Source organism: Sphaerisporangium sp. NPDC004334, assembly GCF_053602655.1.
This window is the reverse complement of the sequence record NZ_JBSGDZ010000024.1, coordinates 87,597-111,783: the sequence shown is the minus strand read 5'-3', so window position 1 is coordinate 111,783 and position 24,187 is coordinate 87,597. Positions and strand designations below refer to the sequence as shown.

Genomic DNA, 24,187 nt, shown 5'->3' with positions numbered 1-24,187 from the left:
GAGCGGATGTGGCAGGCAATCTGACCCGTGACGAAGCCCGGGTGCGGGCTCGTCTGCTCAAGGTGCGGTCCTACTCGGTCGAACTCGACCTCACCGAGGGCGAAGAGCGCTTCGAGAGCGTCACCACGGTCCGATTCTCCTGCGCCGAACCGGGCGCGACGACCTTCATCGAACTGGCCGAGGCGAAGATCCGCAAAGCCGTCCTGAACGGCGCCGAGCTCGACGTGACGACCTACGACGCCGAGACCGGCCGCCTGCCGCTGCCTGGCCTGGCCGCCGACAACGAGCTGCTCGTCGACGCCGACTGCAGCTACATGCGCACCGGCGAGGGCCTCACCCGCTTCGTCGACCCGCTCGACCAGAAGGTCTACCTGCACTCGCAGTTCGAGACGGCCGACGCCCACCGCATGTACGCCTGTTTCGACCAGCCCGACCTGAAGGCCGCCTTCGAGCTCGGGGTGCTGGCGCCCTCCGACTGGGAGGTCATCTCCAACGCCGCCCCCGACTCCGTCGAGGAGCTCGAGGAGCACCAGGGCCGCCACGGCACGCTCCAGCGCGCCAAGCGCTGGCACTTCCCGCCCACCCCGGTGATGTCGACCTACATCACCGCCCTGGTCGCCGGCCCCTACGCCGTGGTCCGCGACGAGCACGACGGCATCCCGCTCGGCGTCTTCTGCCGGGCCTCCCTGGCCGAGCACCTGGACGCCGGCAACATCTTCGAGGTCACCAAGCAGGGCTTCGACTTCTTCCACCGCGTGTTCGGCCTGCGCTACCCGTTCGGCAAGTACGACCAGGTGTTCGTCCCCGAGTTCAACGCCGGGGCCATGGAGAACGCCGGCGCGGTGACCTTCCTGGAGGACTACATCTTCCGCTCCCGCGTCACCGACGCCATGGTGGAGCGCCGCGCCGAGACGATCCTGCACGAGATGGCGCACATGTGGTTCGGCGACCTGGTCACCATGCGCTGGTGGGACGACCTGTGGCTGAACGAGTCCTTTGCCACCTACATGTCGGTGCTGTGCCAGGCCGAGGCCACCCGCTGGGGTCAGGGCGCCTGGACGACCTTCGCCAACGTGGAGAAGTCCTGGGCCTACCGCCAAGACCAGCTGCCCTCCACCCACCCGATCGCCGCCGACATTCCCGACATGCAGGCCGTGGAGGTCAACTTCGACGGCATCACCTACGCCAAGGGCGCCTCGGTGCTCAAGCAGCTGGTGGCCTACGTCGGGCTCGACAACTTCCTCGCCGGCGTGCGCGACTACTTCGACGAGCACGCCTGGGGCAACACCGAGCTGAAAGACCTGCTGTCGGCGCTCGAGCGCACCTCCGGCCGCGACCTGTCCTCCTGGTCCAAGGAGTGGCTGGAGACCGCCTGGGTCAACACGCTGCGCCCGTCCTTCACCGTGGACCCCGAGGGCCGGTTCCTGCACTTCGAGGTGCTCCAGGAGGCCCCGGCCGACTACCCGACCCTGCGCTCGCACCGCGTCGCCATCGGCCTGTACTCCCGGGTGAACGGCTCGCTCACGCGGGTCAAGCGGGTGGAGCTCGACGTCGTGGGCGCTCGCACGGCCGTGCCCGAGCTGGCCGGCGAGGCTCAGCCCGACCTGATCCTGGTCAACGACGACGACCTGACCTACGCCAAGATCCGCCTGGACGAGCGCTCCATGCGCACGCTCGTCGACGGCGGCATCGCCGGCTTCGCCGAGTCGCTGCCGCGGGCGCTGAGCTGGTCGGCCGCCTGGGACATGACCCGCGACGCCGAGATGGCCACGCGCGACTACGTCCGGCTGGTCACCTCCAACGTCCACGCCATCGCCGACATCACGGTCCTGCAGACGGTGCTGCGCCAGGCGCGCCTGGCCGCCCAGCAGTACGCCGACCCGGCGTGGCGGGCCACCGGCCTGGCGGAGCTGTCGGCGGCGCTGCGCCGGCTGATCGCCTCGGCCGAGCCCGGCTCCGACCACCAGCTCGCCTATGTCAACGCCTTCACCGCCGGGGCCACCACCACCGAGGACCTCGCCTTCGTCAAGGGCATCATCGACGGCACGTCGGTCCCCGAGGGCCTGACCGTGGACGCCGACCTGCGCTGGACGCTGACGCACGCGCTGGTGTCGGGGGGCGTGCTGTCCGCCGGCGACATCGCCGAGGAGCTGCGGCGCGACCCGTCGGCCCGGGGCGAGCAGTCGGCGGCCATGTGCCAGGCGGCCATCCCGACCCCCGAGGGCAAGGCCGAGGCCTGGTCCAAGATCACCGGTGGCGCGCTGAGCGGCGCGGCGCTGCGCTCGACCATCGTCGGCTTCATGGACCCCGACCACGTCGAGCTGCTCCAGCCCTACGGCGAGCGGTTCTTCCAGGAGGTCGGCCGCATCTACAAGAGCTGGCCCTCCGACAGCGCCCAGCGGTTCGCGATGGGGTGCTACCCGGCGCTGCTCATCGACCCCGGGACGGTGGCGAGGACGCAGGACTACATCTCCGCCGACCAGCCGGTGCCGGCGCTGCGCCGCCTGCTGATGGAGGGCGCCGACTCCATCGGCCGTGCCCTGCGCGCCCGCGCCAAGGACTCCTCGGCCGCCTGATCCACCCCTCCCCCGGGGCCCGCCCGCCGGCGGGCCCCCTCGCTCCGAGGTGCACCCTCCTTTGAGCCCGGCCCGCCTGGTGTCCAAGTCCGGTTGAACGCCAGGCGGGCCGGTCGGCCGCGCGTTCCGCGGCCGAACCTCCCAGCGGGCTGTAAGCCTCCTGCAAGCGTTCCGCGGTGACATGAGAGCCAGCGAAAACGGCAGCGGCCGTTCACAGCGGGCCACGGCCGGTCTACTGTGCGCGCTGTCACCGTAAGCCGGGAGGCCCCCCATGATCGCTCTCGCCGTCGTCGCCGTCCTCGCCCTCGTGTCGCTCTTCCTGGTGGTCTCCACCTACAACGGGCTGGTGCGCAGGCGCGGTGCGGTGGACAACGCCTGGGCCCAGATCGACGTGCAGCTCAAGCGCCGCCACGACCTGGTCCCGAACCTGGTGGAGACCGTGAAGGGGTACGCCGCGCACGAGCGCGGCACCTTGTCGGCCGTGGTGGCAGCCCGCGGGCAGGCCCTCTCGGCCCAGGGCCCGCGCGACCAGGCCTCCGCCGAGAACCTGCTGTCCGGCTCGCTGAAGAGCCTGTTCGCGGTCTCGGAGGCCTACCCCGACCTGAAAGCGGACCACAACTTCGCCGCCCTCCAGGACGAGCTGGCCACCAGCGAGAACCGCATCGCCTACTCGCGGCAGTACTACAACGACGCCGTCCTGACCTACAACAACGGCATCCAGACGGTACCGGCGAACATCGTGGCCGGCATGACCGGCTTCCAGGCGCGCGAGTACTTCCAGGCGCCGGGCGAAGAGCGCGGCCCGGTCCAGGTCCGTTTCTGACGCCCCCGGTCCGATGATCTTCGTGTGGGCCGCGGCCGCCGCCGTCGCGCTGTGGCTGGCCCTGCTCGCCGCGATGGCGTTCGCCACCCGCAATCCGGGCATCACCCCGGGGCCGCTCACCAGCGAGCTGGGCGAGGAGTCCCCCGCCCTGGTGGATCTGATCACCGGCGACTGGCGCCTGTGCGACGAGGCCGCCTCCGCCACGCTGCTCGACCTGGCCGCCAAGGGCGCGGTGCAGATCGAGGAGATCGGCCCCGAGCTGTCGCTGGTGCGGCTCGGCACGCCCCGAGCACCGCTCGCGCCGTACGAGAAGCTGGTGCTGGACCACGTGGCCTCGCTCGCCACCGACGGCGTGGTGGCCACCGGAGCGCTGGCCGAGGGCGCGAGGAACCTGGGCCGCTGGTGGAAGAGCTTCCGCAAGAAGGTCATCGCCGAGGCCCGCGAGAAGGGCCTGTCGCGTCCGCGGTGGAGCCGCGCGCAGGCCGTCCTGCTCACCGCCGCGGCGACCGTGCCAGCCCTCGCCGTGGGCGTCGCGGTGGCCGCCACCGCGGACGACGGCCATGAGGGAGGCGGCATCGGCGCGGGGTTCATCGCGCTGGCCGTGCTGAGCGCTCTGATGGACAGGTTCAACGGCGAGCGCGGCACGGCCCTGGGCGCCCGGGTCGCCGGCCATTGGCTGGGCGTGCGCGCCCACCTGTCCGGCGGCGGCTTCGCCGACCGGCCCGCCGCCTCGGTCACGATCTGGGGGAGACATCTGGCGTACGCCGCCGCCCTGGGGCTGGCCAGGCGCGCGGTCACCAGCCTGCCGATCAGCGTCCCCGCCGACGACAGGCGGGCCTGGTCGGACTTCGGGGGCATGTGGCACGTGGTGGACGTGCGCTACCCCCGCCGCATCCTGTGGGGGCGCCCGCCCTGGCCGGTGATGTTCGGCGGGGTGGTCGCCGGGCTCGCCGCGGGGTTCTGGCTCTGGCTGCTGGGCGTCGTCGCCAAGGCCCTGACCGACTGGCCGGACGCGCTGGTCATGCCGGTCGCCTACCTCGGCGCGGCGGTGGCGGCGGGCGTCCCGATCGCCTTCGCCATCGCCGACCTGACCACCAGGACCGAGGTCGAGGGCCAGATCGTCCGGCTGCGGGCCTTCCGGGTGGGCGGAGACGAGCATCCCAAGTACGCCTACTGGGTGGCGCTGGACGACGGCCGGCGGCGTCAGGTCAAGGCCCTCGGCGCCGAGGAGGAGTTATGGCGCCCGCTGGCCGAGGGCGACAGGGTCAGGGCACGGGTCGGGCGGCGGCTGGGCTGGATCCGCGAGATCGAAATCGTCGAGCGGTCGCGGCACCGCGGCGCGGCGTCCTACGACGACACCGGCGAACACGTCCTGCACGCCCCGGAGAACCTCGGCGAGGTCCCTCTCCGCGCCAGGGACGACACCCCCGGACCCGACCACCCCGCGGACCCGCTCGCGCCGGCGGGTCTGGTGACCCCGGACGATCTGCGGCGCGTCCTCGGCGTCGCGGTGGGCGAGGCCGGGCCGTACCCGGACGCACTGCCCACGCCGACCTGGCTCGCCGTGCGGTCCTGCCGCTACCGGGCGACCGGCGGCACGCCGGTGACCGTGGACGTGCACGCGGCGGCGGGCGCGCGCGGCGGCTACCTGATGGTGCTCGGGCACCTGCTGACCCGGGTCGAAGGACGCCAGGTTTCCGGCATCGGCGGCGCGGCCATGCTCTACCCCGGCGTGGTCGCCGCCCGCACCGCCGAGGGCACCTTCGCCATCCATGTCCACTCCCCCGCCGGCCCGCCGCCGCCCGACGCGCTGGTCGAGCTGGCCCGCGCGGCCGCCGCCCGCATGGACGGAAGATCGCCGGTGGCGTGAGAGGGTGTCCGGGTGGACGAGCCACTTGTGCCCCCCTACCCCCTCGCTCCGCTCGACCTGCTCACCGCGCTGGCCCGGCGGTACGCCTTCGGCGACCTCGGAGCCCTCGCTCCGCTGGTGATGCCGGAGCCCGGCGCCATCCCCGCGTTGTGCGAGTTCGGCCAGCGCCTGCTCACCCTGGACGCGGAGGACTTCGCCGCCGAGGTCGACGCCAAGGCCGTTCCGGCCGCGCTGCGGCGCCGCGCGCGCGAGTGCCACATGCCGCAGACCCCGCGCGAGCAGCCGCGCGGCGCGCTGTCCTCGCTGCGGCCCGCGTACGGGCTGCTGCTGGAGGTCATCCAGGTGCGCTGGCAGCGGCGCGAGCTCAGCTCGGTGATGTCGGCGCTGCACATCGCCAGCGAGTACCTGCCGCTGCTGGCCTTCGAGCCGGTGCTCGGCCACGCCGGCGACCCCGCGCGCTGGCCGCAGGGCCTGCGGGCGGAGGGCAGCCGGTTCGGCGTGATCGGCGACCGCGACTGCGACCACACCAAGCCCGAGAAGTCCGCGGCCGAGCGCACGCTGCGCGTCGCCCACGAGCCGGGCGAGGGCTGGCGGGCGTACTTCGACCGGCAGCACAGCCAGCTCTCGGGCGCCATGGCGGCCTGCGTCGCCAAGTGCCGTAAGCCCTGCACGGCGATGGACTGGATTCCCGAGCCGGCTCGCGAGGGGCTGGGCCTGCGCTGCAAGGTGGCTCTGACCTTCGCCGACACCCCGCTGGTCCGGCTGCGCCACGCGGCGCCCGTCGGCCACGGGTTCGGCGTGCCGTCCCCGGAGGAGGTGCTGGACGCCTGGGAGCGTAGCCGGTCCTATCTGGACAAGAACGACATCGGCCACGAGGCGACCCGCGAGGACGGCTTCCCACTGCCCGGCCTTCCCAGCCTGTTCTCGGCCGTCGCGGCGGCGCCCATCGCCACCTCGGCCCTCCTGTCCGACGTGGCCGCCCACCTGGTCACGCTCATCGGCGCGCCGGCGTTGCGCGGCGCCGGCGTGTGAGCCCGCGTCCTCACCAGATCTCGGGGCGGCGGTCTCCCCAGAAGCCGCCCACCGCGGCCTCCACCTGCGCCGACAGCGAGATGAGGGTGGCCTCGCCGCCGAACCGGCCGGCCAGCATCACCCCGATGGGCAGCCCCGCGCCGGTCCAGTGCAGGGGGAGGTTGACCGCCGGCTGGCCGCTGATGTTGTACGGCGCGGCGAACGGCGCGAACCGCTCCATGCGGTGGAAGGTCTCCTCGGGGTCCTCGACGTCCTCGAACCAGCCGATCGGCACGGGCGGCTGGGTCACCGTCGGGCTGAGGATCGCGTCGTAGTCGTTCATGACCAGGAACGCGAAGCGCGTCGCGGTCTGCAACGTCGCCTGGGCCTGCAGGAAGGCCGGCGCGGGGGTGGCGAAGCCCCGTTCGCGCAGCCACCGCGTCAGGGGCCGCAGCCTGGGCTCCAAGGACGGGTCGACGGGGTGCATGCAGGCGAAGCAGAACCACAGCCGCTCGAACTCGGCCAAGATGGAGCCGTCGAAGGCCGGCGGCATGTCGACGACCTCGTGGCCGAGCGACTCCAGCAGCCGCGACGCCTCCTCGTAGGCGGCCATGACGTCGGGGTGCACCTCGGCGCCCGGCACGACGGGGGTGGCGTTCCTGCCGATGCGCAGGCGCCCGGGCTCGCGGCCGGCCGCTTCGAGGAAGCCGACGGGCGAGGGCGGCGCGTGGTACAGGTCGCCCGGCTGGTTGTGCGCCATCACCTCCAGCAGCGCGGCGGCGTCGGCCACGGTGCGGGCGATCGGCCCGTTGGTGGACAGGCCGGCCAGGTCGGGGACCACCGGCGCGAACGAGATGCGCCCGCGCGTGGGCTTGATGCCGTACAGGCCGCACACCGACGCGGGGATGCGGATGGAGCCGGCCCCGTCGCTGCCCTGCGCCGCAGGGGCGAGCCCGGCCGCGACCGCCGCCGCCGCTCCCCCGCTGGAGCCGCCGGCCGAGCGCGTCAGGTCCCACGGGGTGCGGGAGGGGGGCGAGACATCGGTCTCGGTGTAGCAGGGCAGCCCGAACTCCGGGGTGGCGGTCTTGCCGAGCATGATCGTGCCGGCGGCGCGGAGCCGCTCGACCACGCTGTCGTCCACGGGCGCGACGAAGCCCTCGTAGGTGGCCGAGCCGAAGCGGATGGGCACGTCCTTGACGAGGTTCAGGTCTTTGACCGGGATGGGGACGCCGAGCAGCGGCGGCAGGCCGGTGCTCTCCATGACCTGGGCCTCGGCCCGGCGGGCCTCCTCCAGCGCGCGCTCGGGGGTCGGGGTGACGAAGGCGCCGACGCGGGGGTCGAGCCGTTCGACGCGCTCGATGTAGTGCTTGGTGATCTCGACGGGGGACAGCTCCCGGGCTCGGACGGCCGCCGCCTGCTCCAGGGCTGTAAGATCATGTATGTGCGCCACGCTACGGCACAGTAGGGCCTGTGACCACGACTTATCTAGAGAGAAAAGAAAGAGATACCCGTCCTTCCGCCCTACAATGCGGGAACGCGGGGCCACAAAAATGTGAACTAGCCAACACTAGGCACACCCTTGGGCGTCAACTACCGTGAGTTACGTGGATTCCGGTCTAGAACCCGATGACGGTCACAATGGGTCACCCATCTGGGTGAGTGACCGCCCTGCGCAGCCGAGGTCACGGCCCGCCGCCCCGGAGGAGACCTACGCCCCGGTCGGTCGCGCGTCGCTGCTCGGTCTGCTCCAGCAGCCCAGATACCGGCATCTGCGCGTGCGCGCGCTGATCGCCGCCGGCGCCGGGCTGCTGGTCGGCATCCCGCTGTGGAGTTGGCGGCTCGGCCTGGTCGCGGCGATCGTCGCCGCCATCGCCGACACGGTGTACCGCGCCCGCACGGTCTCCTCGGTCCCGCCCTGGCGCCGCGCGTCGGCCGCCGAGCGGCGCACCGAGGCCCAGTTGAGGAAGCTCGAACGCAACGGCTACCTCACACTGCACGCCCGGGCCATCCCGAACAGCGACGCGCAGATCGACCACCTGGTCGTCGGGCCGACCGGCGTGTACGCCGTCGACTCCGAGAAGTGGGACAAGCGGCTCCCGGTCCGGGTGCAGTCGCACCGCAAGCTGTTCCACGGGCCGTTCAACCAGAAGCCCCGGCTCGACGAGGCGCGCTGGGAGGCCTCCCAGGCCGGCGAGCTGATCACCAAGGCCCTCGGCCGCGAGATCACCGTGGTGCCGTCCCTGGCCATCTACGGGCCCGCGATCCCGTGGAAGATCCTGAACATCCGCGAGGTGGACGTCTTCGACGGCTCCCGCGTCCGCAAGTGGATCACCAACCGCGAGCGCTCGCTGACCGGCGAAGAGGTCGAGGACATCTACGCCGTCGCCGAACAGGTGCTGCCGGCGCGTTATCCCGAATAACCGAGAAGCCGACCCGTCGAGAAGGTCCTTCGGGATTCCCGTCCCTGTTCCACCACTGCCCCCGGGGATCCCGAAGGACCTTGTCATGTCCTCCTCCGCCGCGCGGGTGTCCATGCTGTGGACGGCGGGTCTCGTCAGGCGGGCGATGGCCGTACCATTTGAAGACTCAGCAGTCGTCGGATGGGAGAACGGTCATGCCGGCCCTCAGATCTCGCACGGTCACTCATGGCAGGAACATGGCGGGCGCGCGCGCCCTGCTCCGGGCCACGGGTGTAGCCGGCGGGGACTTCGGCAAGCCGATCATCGCCGTGGCCAACAGCTTCACGCAGTTCGTCCCCGGCCATGTCCACCTGCGCGAGGTGGCCGAGGTCGTGGCCGGCGGCATCCGCGAGGCCGGGGCGATCCCGCGCGAGTTCAACACCATCGCCGTGGACGACGGCATCGCGATGGGCCACGGGGGCATGCTGTACTCCCTGCCCTCGCGCGAGCTCATCGCCGACGCGGTCGAGTACATGGTCAACGCCCACTGCGCCGACGCGCTGGTCTGCGTCTCCAACTGCGACAAGATCACCCCGGGCATGCTGCTGGCGGCCTTCCGCCTGAACATCCCGACGGTCTTCGTCTCCGGCGGGCCGATGGAGGCCGGCAAGACGCCGGGCCGCAAGCTCGACCTCATCGACCCGATGATCGCGGCGGCCGACGAGAGCGTCTCGGACGCCGAGCTGCTGGAGATGGAGGAGAACGCCTGCCCCACCTGCGGCTCGTGCAGCGGCATGTTCACCGCCAACTCGATGAACTGCCTCACCGAGGCGATCGGCCTGGCCCTGCCGGGCAACGGCACCACCCTGGCCACGCACAAGGCCCGCAAGGCGCTGTTCGAGCAGGCCGGCCGCCAGGTCGTCGAGATCACCAAGCGCTACTACGAGGGCGACGACGCGTCGGTGCTGCCGCGCAACATCGCCACCCGCGACGCCTTCGAGAACGCCATGGCGCTGGACGTCGCCATGGGCGGCTCCACCAACACGATCCTCCACCTGCTCGCGGCGGCCCGTGAGGCAGGCGTCGACTTCGGGCTGAAGGAGATCAACGAGCTGTCGCTGCGGGTGCCCTGCCTGTGCAAGGTCGCGCCCGCCACCGCCAAGTACCACGTGGAGGACGTCCACCGCGCCGGCGGCATCCCGGGGATCCTCGGCGAGCTCGACCGCGCGGGGCTGCTCCACCGCGACACCCACAGCATCCACGCCTCCACCCTCACCGACTACCTCTCCGCGTGGGACCCGAAGTCCCCGACGGTGTCGCAGGAGGCCGTGGAGCTCTGGCACGCCGCGCCCGGCAACGTGCGCACCGTCAAGGCCTACTCCCAGGAGGCCCGGTGGGAGTCCCTCGACCTCGACCGCGCCGAGGGCTGCATCCGCGACTTCGAGCACGCCTACACCCGTGACGGCGGCCTGGCGGTGCTGTACGGCAACCTCGCTCCCGAGGGTGCCATCGTCAAGACCGCCGGCGTCGACGAGTCGATCTGGCGGTTCAGCGGGCCGGCCGTGGTGTTCGAGTCGCAGGAGGACGCCTCCGAGGGCATCCTCGGCAACAAGGTCAAGGCCGGCGACGTGGTGGTCATCCGCTACGAGGGTCCCAAGGGCGGCCCCGGCATGCAGGAGATGCTCTACCCGACGAGCTTCCTGAAGGGCAAGGGCCTCGGCAAGGCGTGCGCGCTGATCACCGACGGCCGCTTCTCCGGGGGAACCTCCGGCCTGTCCATCGGACACGCCTCGCCCGAGGCGGCCGAGGGCGGCATCATCGCCCTGGTGGAGGACGGCGACCTCATCGAGATCGACATCCCGGGCCGCGGCATCGAACTGAAGGTCTCCGAGGCCGAGCTGGCCGCGCGGCGCGAGCGGCTGCTGGCCGACCTCGGCCGTTACCGCCCGCGCGACCGCGAGCGGCCGGTGAGCGCCGCGCTGCAGGCGTACGCCGCGCTGACCACCTCCGCATCCACCGGCGCCTCCCGCGACCTGTCCCAGCTCTCCCAGCACTGAGCTCCCCCGGTCCGGCGCCGAGACCACCCGGCGCCGGACCGCGAGCTCGCCTGGCTCCGTCGTGAACGGCCCCCGCCGGGGCGCGGGGGGGGTGGCGCGGGTCGACGACGCGGCGCCGGCCGCGTCGGCGGGCAGGGCGGCGTCGACCCACGGAGTCGATGGCGTGGAGGGAAGGCCGCCGTCACCGTAGGGTAAACAACAGTCACCCTCTGGATGCCCGTGACAAGATCTGGTGTTCGAAAAATGTCGGTGTCGCGACGTAGTGTGGACCTATGGCCAACGTCACCACGCCGTTCCTGACGACCGCCGAAATCGCCGCTCTCGCCTTGTCCCTCGCCCATCTCGGCGAGGGTCCGCAGGCGCAGACCGCCCGACACGGGCTGCGCCGCGTGTTCGACAAGCTCGACCTCGACGACGACGTCATCGCGACGACCCTCGAAACGCTGACCACGCCGCTGCCCCCCGATGTCGCCCGGCGCGCCCGCACCATCGCGGGCGCGGTCACCGGCCGGCAGGTGGTGCGGCTCCACTACCGCGACGCGGCCGGGCGGGTGACCTCCCGTGACGTCGAGCCGGTCACCTGCCTGGTCCACCGCGACCATTGGTATCTGGTGGGGTGGTGCCGCTCGAAGGGCGGCATCCGCGCGTTCCGCTTCGACCGCATCGTCGCGGTGGAGCCGACGCTGGTGCCGTCCCGGCCGCACCGCGCCGAGCGCTACCTGCCGTTCCAGCGCCGCACAGCTCCCGAACGACGCCCCGGCGGCACCCTCACCCCCCTGAGAGGCCGCCGCCCGGCCTAGCGTTCAACTGCGGACATTCGCCGACTGCCCAGCGGCGCCGGCTTCGCCACATCCCGTCTCGCCGACCCGGCGCCGGTGAAGGGCTCGCCGAACCGCGCCGGTCGGATCGGCGACTCAGAAGAGGAACCGCTGGCGCCGCACCCCGGTACGGCGACCACAGTCCTTCACCGGGGGCGGCTCTCCACCCCGGTATGTGCTGGATGTGATCGGCGCCGGGTCGGCGCGTCGTGGGACGGCGATGCCGGCGCCGCCTGCGGCGCCCGGTCCGGTGAACGTTCGCACACAGCGCACTGGCCGAACCGGTCACCAGGCGCGCTGTGGCCCAGCCGGGCCACAGCGCGATCGCCGTCGTGATCGGTCAAGCGCGCTCGGCCGCCCGGCCTGGCGACCGGCGGGCGGGGTGGGTCAGCCGCAGCAGCCGCCGCCGCAGCAACCGCCGCCGCTGGGGCGGGGGGCCGCGGCGCCGCCGGTGACGGCGACCGTGGACAGCAGCTTCACCGTGTCGTCGTGGCCCTGCGGGCAAACGGCGGCGTCGGCCGAGGCGGACATGGGGCGGGACAGCTCGAAGGTCGATCCGCAGGCGCGGCAGCGATAGTCGTAACGCGGCATGGCTCAAGGGTACGACGGCCACCCGCCCGGCGGGGAGAGACCTCCTTCGCCGGTCAGGCGGGCATGACCCCTGTTCCCGCCGGTCGAGCGGGCAAGGCGCCTCTCCCCGCCACGAAGACCGGAACACCCCCGCCGGCCGGGCGGGGTTCCTGCTGGTCAGGCAGCATGACCCCTGTTCCCGCCGGGAGGACCGGGGCACCTCCTGGCGGCCGGGGCGGGGTTCCGCTGGTCAGGCGGCGGTCTCGGTGAGGTAGGGGGCCCACTGGGGGTCGCCGTCGAGTTGGGCGCCGATGAGCCGCCAGTGGACGCCGTGCGGCACCACCGGGGCCACGCGCAACGTCCAGCCGATCTCCTCCAGGAGCCGGTCGGCCTTGCGGTGGTTGCACGACATGCAGGAGGCGACGCAGTTCTCCCAGGTGTGCAGCCCGCCGCGGGAGCGGGGCAGCACGTGGTCGATGGTCTCCGCCCGCAGGCCGCAGTAGGCGCATCGGAAGTCGTCCCTGCGCATGAGCGCGGCCCGGGTCAGCGGGATGCGGGACCGATAAGGAATGCGGACATATCGTCGAAGCCGGATGACCGATGGGACGTCGACCGTGCGCGAGGCCGACCGGAGCACGGCGCCCCGGCCGTCGCGGTGGACGACGTCCGCCTTCTCCCTGATCACGAGCACGACGGCCCGATGCAGGTTGAGGGTGGTGAGCGGTTCGAACGTGGCGTTCAGCAGCAGGACCTGGCGCATCAGCGGGCCTTCCCCGCCGTCAGCGCCTCCATCGGTTGGGATGTGCCACGGCACACCCCGGCTTGCGGCCCGTCGTCTTGGGCTCCGGATGCTTCCGTCACGTGCACCTCCGCCGGACGGCCCAGCGGATGGGTTCCACGGCACCGCCCTTCAGCAAGTGTGGCCTCTCGGTCGACTCTCCCGCCACCCCAATTAACGGTCGTGTCTTCCAGACCCCGCCTCCCGGTTTATGTCCGGTTCACCCCGCTAAGCAAACCTATTGGGGAAAGATCACTCCAGATCAGGCCAACATCCGCTCTGTCCGCCACCAGCGCAACGGAGCGGAAATGTTGGCCCACGTCGGGTAACGGGGTGTCATAGGCTCGCTCCATGACGCGAACGCCGTACCCGAAGGCACGCCGTGACGACGTGGTCGACGATTACCACGGCACGCCCGTGCCTGATCCATACCGTTGGCTGGAAGATTCCCAGCAGCCTGAGGTCAAAGAGTGGCTCGACGCACAAGGCGACCTGTTCGGCGAGGCGATGGCCGCGTCACCCGGGCGGGGCGCCTTCCGCGACCGCCTGACCGACCTGGTGCGCTCGGGCACCGTGGGCGCGCCGGTGTGGCGGGGTGAGCGCGGCTTCTTCATGCGCCGCACCCCCGAGCAGGAGCACGCCGTGCTCTACACGGCCGACCCCGGCGGGCGCGAGCGCGTTCTGCTCGACCCCATGGCGCTGGACCCCTCCGGGTTGACCACCGTCGACTCCTGGCAGCCGGACAAGGAGGGCCGGCGGCTGGCGTACCAGATCTCCGTGGGCGGGGACGAGGAGTCGCTGCTGCACGTCGTCGACGTGGTCTCCGGCGAGCGCGTCGACGGGCCGATCGACCGGTGCCGCTACTCCCCCATCGCCTGGCTGCCCGGCGGCGAGGCGTTCTACTACGTGCGCAGGCTCGCGCCCGGCGACGTGCCCGAGGGCGAGGAGCAGTTCCACCGGCGGGTCTACCTGCACCGCCTGGGCACGCCGACCGAGCAGGACGTCATGGTCCTCGGCGAAGGGCTGGAGAAGACCAACTACTACGGCGTGGCGGTCTCCAAGGACGGCCGCTGGCTGACCATCTCGGCCTCCCGGGGCACGGCTCCCCGCAACGACCTGTGGACGGCCGACCTGTCGGCGTCCTCGATCGAGGCGCCGGAGCTGACGGTCGTGCAGCAGGACGTGGACGCGCAGACCAGCCTGCTGTACGGCCGCGACGGGCGCCTGTACGTCTTCACCGACCGCGACGCCCCCCGCTCGCGCGTCTGCGTGACCGAGCCGGGCGAGGCCGGGTACGAGAACTGGCGCGATCTCATCCCCGAGGATCCCGAGGCGGTGATGTCCGACTTCGCGATCTTGGATGACCTGGACCATCCGGTGATGCTCGTCGGCTGGACGCGGCACGCCATCAGCGAGATCACCGTGCACGACCTGGCCACCGGCGCCAAGGTCGGCCAGGTGCCGACGCCCGGCCTCGGCACGATCGGCGGCCTGCACGAGCGGCCCGAGGGCGGCCACGAGGCGTGGTTCGCCTACACCGACCACACCACCCCGACGTGCGTCCTGCGCTACGACGCCCGCACGCGCGAGACGACCCTGTGGGCGGCCTCGCCCGGCGCCGTGGAGATCCCGCAGGTCGACACCGAAGAGGTCGTCTACCGCTCGGCCGACGGCACCGAGGTCCACATGATCGTGGTCTCCAAGCCCGGCGACGGTCCCCGGCCGACCATCCTGTACGGCTACGGCGGGTTCGGCCTGCCGATGACCCCGGGCTTCTCCATCTCGACCCTGGCGTGGGTGGAGGCCGGCGGCGTCTACGCGGTCGCCCAGTTGCGCGGCGGCGGGGAGCAGGGCGAGCAGTGGCACCGCGACGGCATGCTCGGCCACAAGCAGAACGTCTTCGACGACCTGCACGCGGCCGCCGAGCACCTGATCGCCACGGGGGTCACCACCGCCGATCAGCTCGCGATCTCCGGCGGGTCCAACGGCGGCCTGCTGGTCGGCGCCGCGCTGACCCAGCGGCCCGAGCTGTACGCGGCGGTGGCGTGCGCGGCGCCGCTGCTGGACATGGTGCGGTACGAGAAGTTCGGCCTCGGGGCCACGTGGAACGTCGAGTACGGCACGGCCGACGACCCCGAGCAGTTCGGCTGGCTGTGGGGCTACTCCCCCTACCACCACGTCCGCGAGGGGGTGCGCTACCCGGCGACGCTGTTCATGGTCTTCGGCTCCGACACCCGCGTCCATCCGCTGCACGCTTGGAAGATGTGCGCCGCGCTCCAGCACGCCCAGGGGGACGACGAGCGGCCGGTCCTGCTGCGCAACGAGAACGAGGTCGGGCACGGGGCGCGCGCGGTCAGCCGGTCGGTGGAGCTCATGGCCGACCAGCTCGCCTTCCTCGCCGAGCACACCGGCCTGACCGGCTGAGGTTCTCTCGCGGGACCGCTGAGGCGGGCCGCCGGACGCTCCGGCAGGCCCGCCCGTCCCCCCGTCACAGCCTTGCCCCCTTCGCCTTCACCGCCTTGGCCGCCTGGGTGCCTTGGCCGCCTTGGCGCCGGACCTTCGCCCGTCGGCGGCTCTCCCGGTGCGGGGCGCGCGGTCAGCGGGGGAAGACGATGGTCTTGTGCCCGTCGAGCAGAACGCGCTGCTGGGCGTGCCAGCGCACGGCCCGGGCCAGCGCCAGGCACTCCACGTCGCGCCCCATGGCGGCCAGGTCCTCCGGTGAGTGGGTGTGGTTGACCCGCGCGATCTCCTGCTCGATGATCGGGCCCTCGTCCAGGTCGGCCGTCACGTAGTGGGCGGTGGCGCCGATGAGCTTAACGCCCCGCGCGTGGGCCTGGTGGTAGGGCTTGGCGCCCTTGAACGACGGCAGGAACGAGTGGTGGATGTTGATCACCTTGCCCGAGAGCTTGGCGCACAGGTCTTCAGAGAGCACCTGCATGTAGCGGGCCAGCACGACCAGTTCGGCACGGTAGTGCTCGACGAGGGTGAGAACCTCGGCCTCCTGGCGGGGTTTGGTCTCGGCGGTCACCGGCAGGTGGTGGTAGTCGATGCCGTACGACTGCGTGAGCGGGCGCAGGTCGGGATGGTTCGACACGACCGCGACGATCTCGATGTCGAGTAGGCCTGAGCGCACCCGGTAGAGCAGGTCGTTCAGGCAGTGGCCGAGCTTGCTCACCATGACCAGCACGCGCGGCTTGACGGCCAGGTCGTGCAGGCGGAAGTCCATGGCCAGGTCGGGCGCGAGCTCGGCGAAGGCCGCGCGCAGGTCGTCCTCGGGCCGCGAGGAGGTGAACTGGACGCGCATGAAGAAGCGCGCGGCGCCCTGGTCGCCGAACTGCTGGCTCTCGGTGATGTTGCATCCGCGCGCCGCCAGCAGCCCGGAGACGGCCGCGACCACCCCCGGCCGGTCGGGGCAGGACAGGGTCAGGACATACTCGGAGATCACCGGGCACCCACCTCTTCGCTCACGTTGAGGCAGATTACCGCTCCGGGGCGTCGTTGCCCCGGCGACTTCCTGAAGCTTTCCCCGCGACTTGCCGGACGGGCGCGGCGGACGCCGCCGGCCCGCGCGCAGCGGGCCGGACCGATTCCCCGGGTATAAGGGACGTCAAACTCTCTTACGGTCACCCAGCTATAAGGTGGCGTAATAAGACGCGGGCGGTTGCCCGCCGTTGACCTGGGGCTTCATACCCTTTATGACGTGAAATGGGTCGACAGTAGGGGATTTGAGGTCGAGGCGCTGGTGGTGGGCAACCAGCCCTGCCTCCGCGTGAGCAGGGGGCGCCAGTACGTGGCCTACTACCCCGACGTCGCGGAACTGTCCCGGCACCTGGACCTGACCGACCTCGTCGTCACCGCCGAATGATCGCGGCCTGACCGCCCATCGGGCGCCGCCCCGGCGGCGGTGCTGCCGCCGGCCCTCACCGGCGAAGGCGTACAGTGGCGCCCGAAGGAGCGGGAAGGAGCCGGCGGGTGCTGAAGTGGGATGAGTTGTCAGCTGGGGAGAAGCGCGCGGCCGTCGCCCTGGCGGCCATGTTGCCCGGTTACATCAACGCCGTGTTCGTCGCCGAGCATCTGGCCGAGGCCATCGCCTGGCAGCGCGGTGAACTGACCGACGAGCAGCTCATGGAACGCACCGGCTGGACCTTCAACGCCACGCCCGAGCAGTACGCCGACATGGCGATGCGGTCGGCCGAGCGCGCCGGGGTGGACCCGGTGGAGTGGCTCGACGCGATGAAGGGCGCCTACGAGGAGCAGCGCGCCATCGCCGCCGAACTGCAGCGGCAGAGCGCCAGGAAGAGCGCCGACCGGCCCGACGAGTTCTGGGACATCATCAAGGCCAACACCTGGCCGGACGACCTCAACGGCCCCGACGACCTCGCCGGGCCGGACGATCTGCAGGGACCCAAGGACGGCCGGTCCTAGGCGCCGGCCCGATGCAGATCAGCGATCGCCCCGCCGCCCGCGTCCTCTGCCTGGACGGATCCGGCCGCGTGCTGCTGCTGCGCTGGCGCGACCCGGTCGCCGGCGTGGTGTTCTGGGAGCCGCCCGGCGGCGGCATCGACCCCGGCGAGACCCCGCTGGAGGCCGCCCGCCGCGAGCTGACCGAGGAGACGGGTCTTCCCGGTGCCGCCGTGGCCGACACGTGGGTCCCCGTGGAGCGCGACTACCACTGGCTGGGCGTCCGCTATGTGAAGGTGGAGCGGTTCTACCTGGCGCGCTTCGCCGCCACCACGCCGGAGGTCGTCCCCGCCATGCTGACGGGCGAGGAACGCGACCTGCTCCTCGGGCACGCCTGGTTCGCCCCGGCGGATCTGGCCGCGCCGCCCGACCTGGTCGAGCCTCCGTCCCTGGCCGAGGTGATCACCCTGCTGACCGGCGCGGCCGGCCGGGAGTGACCGCGCCGGCCGGGGTCAGGCCTCGCTGAGGGCCTTCAGGACGTCGGGGTCGTGCGGGTCGAGGTCGCGGGCGCGCCGCAGGTCGTCCACCGCCTCCTCCCGCCTGCCGAGATCCCTGAGCGCGATGGCACGGTTGTAGTAGAGCGCGGCGTCCTCCCCCAGCTCTATGGCCGTGGTCAGGTCGGCCACGGCGCCTTCGTCGTCCCCCGTCTCGTGCCGCAGCACCGCCCGGTTCGCCCAGGCGGAGGCGAGCCCGGGGGCGCCCGAGATGGCCCGGTCGAAGGCCGCCATGGCCTCATCGTGCCGTCCCACCGCCGCTTCCAGCTGCCCGAGGACGCACGACAGGTGCGGGTTGCCCGGGTCCAGGGCCAGGCCCGCCGTCACGTCGGCGCGCGCCTGCTCCTCCAGGCCGAGCTGGACGAGCAGCCCGGCCCGGTTGATGCGGGCGTCCAGGTAGCCGGGGTCGAGCTCCAGGACGTGGTCCAGGTCGGCCCGCGCCCCGTCGAGGTCTCCCGTGGCGACGCGGAGCTGGGCACGGTTGTAGTACCCCTCGGGCAGCGGCGGACTGAGCGCGATCGCCTCCTCGTAGTCGGCCAGCGCCGCCTCCGGGCGGCCCATCCGGTAGAGCAGGTTCCCGCGGTCGAGGTGGTGGTCGGGGTAGGCGGGGTCGATCGCGACCGCGGCGTCCATCTCGGCCAGCGCCTCCACCGGCCGTCCCAGCATGCCGAGGAGCTGCGCCCGGTTGGCGCGCAGGACCATGCGGTGAATCGGGTGCCGTCCCGGCGGCAGGTCGCTCTCGGCCAGCTCGATGGCCTCCTCCACCAGGGCCAGCGACCTGTCGGTGTGGCCGCCGCGCATCTCGATCAGGGCCTTGCCGTTGAGGTCGAAGCCGAGCTTGAACGCCCGCACGGCCCGGTCGGGCAGCAGGCCGGAGATGGCGATGGCCTGGTTGATCCAGCCCCGCGCCCGGCCGAGGTCACGCCTGGCCGGGTCGGGATGGCGTGCGTCGAGCATGGCCGTGCCGTACGCCACCGCCGAGTGCACCTCCGGGTCCACGCTCTGGCGGCGAGCCTCCTCGTACAGCTCGCGCGCCCGGTCCCTGCGCCCGAGGCCCGCCTGGGCGGTCGCCGTGCCCTGCAGCAGTTCCCACCATCGCCGCGTCTCCGGCTCGGCGAGCCGCAGGCCGCGCTCGCCGAGGTCGGCGGCCGCCTCCAGGAACCCCTCGCGCATGCAGTGCTCGTGCGCCGCCCACAGTGCTTTGACGCCGGCGCCGCGCGGGTCGCCGCCGTGTTCGCGGTGGTAGGGGATGGCGCCCAGGGTCCAGGAGGGCCGGCCGGTGGCGGCGAGTTCGTCGGCCCGCCGGTCGTGCATGCGGGCGCGCTCGGCCTCGGGCAGCGCCCGGTACGCCGCGAGCGCCCGCGGGTCGTCGAGCACGCCGTCCGAGGCGACGTAACCGGCCGCGGAGCCCTCCGGACCCGCCGATGCGGATATTTCCGTGTTTATGTCATGACCATAGAAAAATTCCGGCGGAGGTTTACTGGAAAGCACGACAATTGTCAATCGACCGGGGTCCGAACGGCGCATAAGCGTGGCGATGAGTTCGCGGTCGGTGCCGTCGGCCTCGTCCACGTTGTCAACGGCGATGACGGGCGGCGCCACCCCGCCGTCCCGTACGAATTCGGCGATTCCGTTCGCAATGCGCAGGCTGCGGCGGGGCGCCGGGACCAAGATGCGCTCCTCGGCGGACAGGCGCGCGTCGAGGGGTTCCCGGCGGGCGACCACCCGATCGCGAAGATCGGGCGCCGCCGCCCGGATCTCGGCCCCGTGCCGCGCCACCGCGTCGGAGCAGTGCTCCAACGCGGGCAGCAGCAGACGGGCGAGCAGGGATCCGCCGAAGGTATAGGGGCCGCACAGGCGGCGATGGGCGTCGAACACCGGAACCCGGCGGGCATCCATGCCCAGGCCGGCCTGTGCGCCGAGGGCATGGAGCGCGCCGCGGCGGTCCCTGGAGCGTCCTCCGTGGATCCAGAGGTGGTGACCGGTGCGGCCGGTCACCCCTTGTGGATCGCACTGGCGGATCCGGTCAGGTGGACCATACCCGGCTTGCGAACGACGATCTTCTTCATTGGGTGTCCTCCTCGGCTCCCAGCTGCAAAGAACCCATTATCAGGAGGAAAATCGCCAATTTGCAAGCATTGAACATGATTTGTACTAGATAAGTGAATGCATGTCGCTAATGAGTTAGTTGGGTGGACGGGCGGGCGGCGAGCGTCTTCTCGCCGTAAACAACCACGAGGCCTCCCCTGTCCTCTCTGCGCACTTCACGCCACCCGTACTTGCGGTACAGCTCGAGCGCCGCACCCTGCAGCAGGGTCGTGTCGCCGCGGAGCGTGCGGTAGCCGAGCCGGACGGCGGCCTCCTCCAGCGCCTCCAGCATCAGCGTGCCGAACCCGCGCCGCTGGTGGTCGGGATGGACGCGCAGCCGGCACATCTCGGCGGACCGCTCGTCGACGCGCCGCAGCCCGCCCATGGCCACGACGCCGGCGCCTTCGACCTCCCCCACCAGGAACTCGCCGCGGTCGGCCAGGTAGACCTGGTTGATCCGCGGCATGTCGTCCTCGTAGTACACCCCGTCCCCCTCGGTGATGCCCACCTGTGCCAGACAGGTGCGATGGAGCTCCCAGACGGCTTCCCGATCGGACCAGCGATACCGCCTGAGCGAAAGCGTCATACATCGACCTCCGAGGTCGCGGGAGTGGAAGGCGGCGGCGAGGCGAGGATGTCCTTGAAGGTCTGCAGGCCGGCGATGTCCCCGCATCTGGCGTGGATGTTGCGCGCGAGCTCGGTGGCACGGCGCAGGATGATGTCGGTGCGAAAGCTCTCGCCGACCTGCCGCACGGCCTCCATGCCCATGCGCAACGCCTCGTCGCCGTCCCCTTCGAGCAGCCGGCAGTGCGCCTGGTCGAACCGGATCAACGTCTGGTCGAGCAGGTCCCCCTCGTACTTCTCCAGCGCCTGCTCCAGGATCAGGTCGGCCTCGATGGTCTGCCCGAGACGCGTCAGCGCGTCGCCCTGGTGGAAGTAGAGCTGGCGCTCGGTGTAACCGAACACCGTGTCCTCCTGCTGGGCCGGCGTCATCTGGGCGAAGGCCGCCCGGGCCCGCGACAGCGCCCGCTTAGCCTGGTCGACGACGTCCTTCTTGCCCCCGGAGTTCGCCAGCATGGACAGCGCCCGGGCCTCCACGACCGGGGCCATGGCCTTGGCCGCGCACGGCGTCTGCCCGGCCAGGTCGCGGCTCTTCTTGGCCAGGTTCAGCGCCTCGCGGGGGTCGCCCAGGAACAGGGGGACCAGCGCCTCGCGGGCGGTGACCCAGGCACGCAGCGCGCGGTCGCCGGTCTCGTCGGCGGCCATGCGCGAGGTGCGGAAGAACGACCGGGCCATCCGCTGGTCACCGAGATCGATCATGATGATGCCGGCCAGGCCGGACAGCCGGGCGGCGAGGGCGCACAGGCGCTCCTGAAGGTCGATGGGCTGGTGGCGCTCCATCGCCTGGCGCACGGTGCTGAACTCCAGCAGCACGTCGCACAGTTGCCGCATCGGCGGCGTGTTCATGTACTGCCGGCCGAAGGAGGTCGCCGCCTCCTCCCAGTGGTCGAGCATGGCCGGCGACACGGTGGTCGACACGAGGGTCTCGTCCATCCGGCGGCGAATGCCGTCGGCGGCGCCGAGCACCGGAGCGCTCAACGTTCCGGCGGCACCCGCGCCGCTCGCGATGATCTGCAGCAGCGTCCTGCGTAACACGTTCTCGTCCTCCTCACCCCCGTCCGACGAGGGATCGCTGAGCGGCTTGATCCACAGCTCGCGCGATTCGGGGGGACTGTCGGATTCGGCCTCCTGCTGACCGCCACGTACGACGCCCGGCATCCGGTGGCCGTGGCCACAGATGCACGGGCCCTCGTATCCGAGGGCGACCGGCTCCACCCGGTAGACCGAGCACAGGTAATGGAGGTACTCCGGACCGGGGCGCTTCAGCCCGCTCTCGTAGGCGCTCAGAAGCGTCTCTCCGATGCCGGGCTGGGCTTTCCCGTCACGTTCGAACAAGGCGCGCACCTGTTCGATGACGTCGGCGAGAGCAATGCCATGGGCGAGACGGTGAGATTTGATTCGAGTTGTCCCGAAATGCGGAGCACACTCATCGAAAATCTCCTCGGCGATTCGGGCCGTAGTGCGCCCCACCGCCAGGCCGCGCGCCCGGGTTCGCCGCGCTAACTCCGTTTCCTTGTGCTGTCTGCCGGACATCCCGGCCCCTCTCTCGTGGCCAGTCGCCATCCTGGTCACCGACCCCGACCGGTCCCATCTGCGCGGACGCGGCCTCTTGCCGGTCAACCGCGTCTAACGAGAATGATGGACCAGTAATGACAGGACCTGAAAGGACGCTCGAACCTGCTGGCATAGAATCGTCCCCCGCCGGGGACGTTCTTTCAACCCACTTGAAATATCCCCTTACCCAGGACGCCACCGAGCTTCGTTGACCCATCGGCACGGGTGAGTCAGATTTGGCCAACCAGCCTCGATTCACCGGCTGTGATCGCCGCGAATCGGTCTAGAGGAAGGCTCGAAGTGGACGACAGCTTCCAACACCTGGAACGCCTGGCCGACGAGCTCGACGCTCGGGGGCTGCTCGCCCGGGTGGTGCACACGCAGTCGGGGCGGGCGTTCGTCCGCGTGATCAACCCCAACGCCACCAGCCTCGCCGAGAACGTCACCTGCCGGCCGCAGGCGACCCCCGCCTACTACTGGTGGTCGTGGGGAGAGCGCATGCACCAGGTCGACGATCCGGCAGGAGCGGCCACCAAGGTCGCCCGCGTACTGGCCGCGGTGAGCGAGTAGGACACGTGACGGACGCGGTGCAGCGCAGTCACCGCCGTCCGCCGTGGACACCGCGGCTCTTCGGGGTCGGCGGGGTGCCCGGTGCGGAGCGTCCGGCGTCCGTGGAGACACGGCCGCACGGACGCTGGGCATCCCGTCGGCTCCACCTCCCTGGCACGTGCCAGAACCATCGCCCGGCGGCGCCACGCGGCGCGCGCCGGCATCCCAGAGCAGCCATCGGGTCCGAGCCTCCATCCTGGCCCGATGGTGATCGGGGACCTCCCCGATCGGAAACGGAGCGGGGCGCGCTTCCGGGTGCGTGCCCCGTCCCGGGCCGCTCGTCACCGGGGTGCCCGGGCCCGCCCTCCGCGGCCCCGGGTCCGGGCACTCCCGTCTTCCCCGGCGTCACGTGACGGCGGCCGGGCCGGTCGGCGGAGTCAGTCGGTTCACGTACCGTTCCGTCTAGGTCGAGGACCGATAATTGTCTCCGCCGACCGACCCGATCCGAGAGGTGCCCGCCGCGTGTTCACGCTCGCCGTCGACCCCACCGCCCCACCGGCGTCCGACCTGCCCTGGCTGCCCGATCTGGGCAAGCAGATGGCGAACGCCTGCACCAGCGCCAGTGGGGACGACGTGACGTGCACGTTCCTGCTCAACTGGCTGTCGCCGGGATGGGCCTCCCCCCTCGCGTGGCTGGTCAGCGTCGTCATCATCGCGGTGTCCGCGCTGGTCGCGCGGGCGATCCTGCACCGGCTGATCGACCGGGTCATCCGGCGCGCGGCCGACGGCGTGCTGCCCGAGCGCCTGCGCCTGAGGGGCGGCACGAGCGTGGACGGCGCCGCGGCCCTGCTCACCGAGCGCCGCCGCCAGCGGGCCGAGACCCTCGGCTCCGTGCTGCGCAGCCTCATCTCCGTGATCGTCTTCGGCACCGCCGCGATGATGATCCTCGGACGGTTCGGTCTCAACCTCACCCCCATCCTCACCAGCGTGGGCATCCTCGGCGTCGCCGTCGGCTTCGGCGCGCAGGAGCTGGTCAAGGACTTCATCGCCGGCATGTTCATGCTGATGGAAGACCAGTACGGCGTCGGCGACATGATCGACACCGGCACGGCCGTCGGCACCGTCGAGGCCGTGACCCTGCGCATCACCCGCCTGCGGGACGCCGACGGGCGCGTCTGGTACGTCCGCAACGGCACGATCAACCGCATCGGCAACGAGTCCCAGGGCTGGTCGCGCGCCCTCGTCGACGTCCCGGTGGCCTACGACGCCGACATCGCCGCCATCCGCGACCTGCTCAAGAACGTCGCCGAGGAGGTCTGGGCCGACCCCGCCTTCCGTGACTCGGCGATCGTCGAGGAACCCGAGGTGTACGGCCTCGAGCAGATCTCCGACAAGGCGATGATCTTCAGGATCACCGTCAAGACGGTTCCCGCCCACCAGGCCGAGGTGGCGCGCGAGCTGCGCATGCGCGTCAAGTGGGCGCTCGACCGCGCGGGCATCACCCTCGCCGGGGTCTGA

At 71.6% G+C, this 24,187-nt stretch carries 20 protein-coding genes; 13 read left to right on the top strand and 7 right to left on the bottom strand.

Annotated elements, in window-relative coordinates; genetic code table 11:
• Window positions 1–8: 8 nt before the first annotated feature.
• From pepN to ACWEN6_RS29115, 4 genes are all read left to right on the top strand, one after another.
• Window positions 9–2,576, top strand: a complete 2,568-nt coding sequence (gene pepN, locus ACWEN6_RS29130) for an aminopeptidase N (RefSeq protein WP_452574660.1) — start codon at window positions 9–11, stop codon at window positions 2,574–2,576.
• 271 nt (window positions 2,577–2,847) lie between these two features.
• Window positions 2,848–3,399 carry a LemA family protein gene (locus tag ACWEN6_RS29125; RefSeq protein ID WP_452574657.1) on the top strand — a complete coding sequence of 184 codons (552 nt, stop codon included), beginning with the start codon at window positions 2,848–2,850 and terminating at the stop codon, window positions 3,397–3,399.
• A 13-nt stretch (window positions 3,400–3,412) separates the two neighbouring features.
• On the top strand, window positions 3,413–5,269 hold the full coding sequence (locus tag ACWEN6_RS29120; RefSeq protein ID WP_452574655.1) for a DUF2207 family protein: 1,857 nt from the start codon (window positions 3,413–3,415) through the stop codon (window positions 5,267–5,269).
• A gap of 12 nt (window positions 5,270–5,281) precedes the next feature.
• Complete coding sequence (locus tag ACWEN6_RS29115; protein WP_452574654.1) at window positions 5,282–6,301, top strand: hypothetical protein; 1,020 nt, start codon at window positions 5,282–5,284, stop codon at window positions 6,299–6,301.
• Window positions 6,302–6,311: 10 nt separating this feature from the next.
• On the opposite strand, the gene ACWEN6_RS29110 is transcribed toward ACWEN6_RS29115, so the two are convergent.
• Window positions 6,312–7,730, bottom strand: a complete 1,419-nt coding sequence (locus tag ACWEN6_RS29110; RefSeq protein WP_452574652.1) for an amidase — start codon at window positions 7,728–7,730, stop codon at window positions 6,312–6,314.
• A 205-nt stretch (window positions 7,731–7,935) separates the two neighbouring features.
• On the opposite strand from ACWEN6_RS29110, the gene ACWEN6_RS29105 reads away from it, so the two are divergent.
• The 3 genes from ACWEN6_RS29105 (at window position 7,936) to ACWEN6_RS29095 (ending at window position 11,536) form a co-directional block, all read left to right on the top strand.
• Window positions 7,936–8,700 (top strand): nuclease-related domain-containing protein, encoded by a 765-nt coding sequence (locus ACWEN6_RS29105; RefSeq protein WP_452574650.1) that lies wholly within the window; start codon window positions 7,936–7,938, stop codon window positions 8,698–8,700.
• A gap of 194 nt (window positions 8,701–8,894) precedes the next feature.
• A complete protein-coding gene (gene ilvD / locus ACWEN6_RS29100; RefSeq protein ID WP_452574648.1) occupies window positions 8,895–10,736 on the top strand; it encodes a dihydroxy-acid dehydratase in 1,842 nt (613 codons plus the stop codon).
• Between the two features lie 272 nt (window positions 10,737–11,008).
• Window positions 11,009–11,536, top strand: a complete 528-nt coding sequence (locus ACWEN6_RS29095; protein WP_452574646.1) for a helix-turn-helix transcriptional regulator — start codon at window positions 11,009–11,011, stop codon at window positions 11,534–11,536.
• 405 nt (window positions 11,537–11,941) lie between these two features.
• On the opposite strand, the gene ACWEN6_RS29090 is transcribed toward ACWEN6_RS29095, so the two are convergent.
• Window positions 11,942–12,145 carry an FmdB family zinc ribbon protein gene (locus tag ACWEN6_RS29090; protein ID WP_354850608.1) on the bottom strand — a complete coding sequence of 68 codons (204 nt, stop codon included), beginning with the start codon at window positions 12,143–12,145 and terminating at the stop codon, window positions 11,942–11,944.
• A gap of 229 nt (window positions 12,146–12,374) precedes the next feature.
• Entirely contained in the window at window positions 12,375–12,884 is a 510-nt protein-coding gene (locus ACWEN6_RS29085; protein WP_452574644.1) for an HNH endonuclease, read from the bottom strand.
• Window positions 12,885–13,253: 369 nt separating this feature from the next.
• Here ACWEN6_RS29085 and ACWEN6_RS29080 point away from each other — a divergent pair, with 369 nt between their 5' ends.
• Window positions 13,254–15,326 carry a prolyl oligopeptidase family serine peptidase gene (locus tag ACWEN6_RS29080; RefSeq protein WP_452574642.1) on the top strand — a complete coding sequence of 691 codons (2,073 nt, stop codon included), beginning with the start codon at window positions 13,254–13,256 and terminating at the stop codon, window positions 15,324–15,326.
• A 172-nt stretch (window positions 15,327–15,498) separates the two neighbouring features.
• Here the strand turns inward: ACWEN6_RS29080 and purU are convergent, their stop codons facing one another.
• On the bottom strand, window positions 15,499–16,347 hold the full coding sequence (gene purU / locus ACWEN6_RS29075) for a formyltetrahydrofolate deformylase (RefSeq protein WP_452574640.1): 849 nt from the start codon (window positions 16,345–16,347) through the stop codon (window positions 15,499–15,501).
• A gap of 255 nt (window positions 16,348–16,602) precedes the next feature.
• On the opposite strand from purU, the gene ACWEN6_RS29070 reads away from it, so the two are divergent.
• The 3 genes from ACWEN6_RS29070 (at window position 16,603) to ACWEN6_RS29060 (ending at window position 17,800) form a co-directional block, all read left to right on the top strand.
• Window positions 16,603–16,767 carry a hypothetical protein gene (locus ACWEN6_RS29070; RefSeq protein ID WP_354850600.1) on the top strand — a complete coding sequence of 55 codons (165 nt, stop codon included), beginning with the start codon at window positions 16,603–16,605 and terminating at the stop codon, window positions 16,765–16,767.
• Window positions 16,768–16,874: 107 nt separating this feature from the next.
• Entirely contained in the window at window positions 16,875–17,327 is a 453-nt protein-coding gene (locus ACWEN6_RS29065; RefSeq protein WP_354850597.1) for a hypothetical protein, read from the top strand.
• Window positions 17,328–17,338: 11 nt separating this feature from the next.
• Window positions 17,339–17,800 carry an NUDIX hydrolase gene (locus ACWEN6_RS29060; protein ID WP_452574638.1) on the top strand — a complete coding sequence of 154 codons (462 nt, stop codon included), beginning with the start codon at window positions 17,339–17,341 and terminating at the stop codon, window positions 17,798–17,800.
• Between the two features lie 15 nt (window positions 17,801–17,815).
• Here ACWEN6_RS29060 and ACWEN6_RS29055 read toward each other — a convergent pair whose 3' ends face one another.
• From ACWEN6_RS29055 to ACWEN6_RS29045, 3 genes are all read right to left on the bottom strand, one after another.
• Complete coding sequence (locus tag ACWEN6_RS29055) at window positions 17,816–19,855, bottom strand: tetratricopeptide repeat protein (RefSeq protein WP_452574636.1); 2,040 nt, start codon at window positions 19,853–19,855, stop codon at window positions 17,816–17,818.
• A gap of 178 nt (window positions 19,856–20,033) precedes the next feature.
• Window positions 20,034–20,531: a GNAT family N-acetyltransferase gene (locus ACWEN6_RS29050; RefSeq protein WP_354850590.1), complete on the bottom strand. Its 498-nt coding sequence runs from the start codon at window positions 20,529–20,531 to the stop codon at window positions 20,034–20,036.
• Window positions 20,528–21,910, bottom strand: coding sequence for an XRE family transcriptional regulator (locus ACWEN6_RS29045; RefSeq protein WP_452574634.1), 1,383 nt, complete (start codon window positions 21,908–21,910; stop codon window positions 20,528–20,530). The genes ACWEN6_RS29050 and ACWEN6_RS29045 overlap by 4 nt, the downstream gene beginning before the upstream one ends.
• A 510-nt stretch (window positions 21,911–22,420) precedes the next feature.
• Between ACWEN6_RS29045 and ACWEN6_RS29040 the strand changes: the two genes are divergently transcribed.
• Both ACWEN6_RS29040 and ACWEN6_RS29035 read left to right on the top strand, forming a co-directional pair.
• Window positions 22,421–22,690 (top strand): hypothetical protein, encoded by a 270-nt coding sequence (locus ACWEN6_RS29040; RefSeq protein WP_354850584.1) that lies wholly within the window; start codon window positions 22,421–22,423, stop codon window positions 22,688–22,690.
• A 501-nt stretch (window positions 22,691–23,191) separates the two neighbouring features.
• Complete coding sequence (locus ACWEN6_RS29035) at window positions 23,192–24,187, top strand: mechanosensitive ion channel family protein (RefSeq protein ID WP_452574632.1); 996 nt, start codon at window positions 23,192–23,194, stop codon at window positions 24,185–24,187.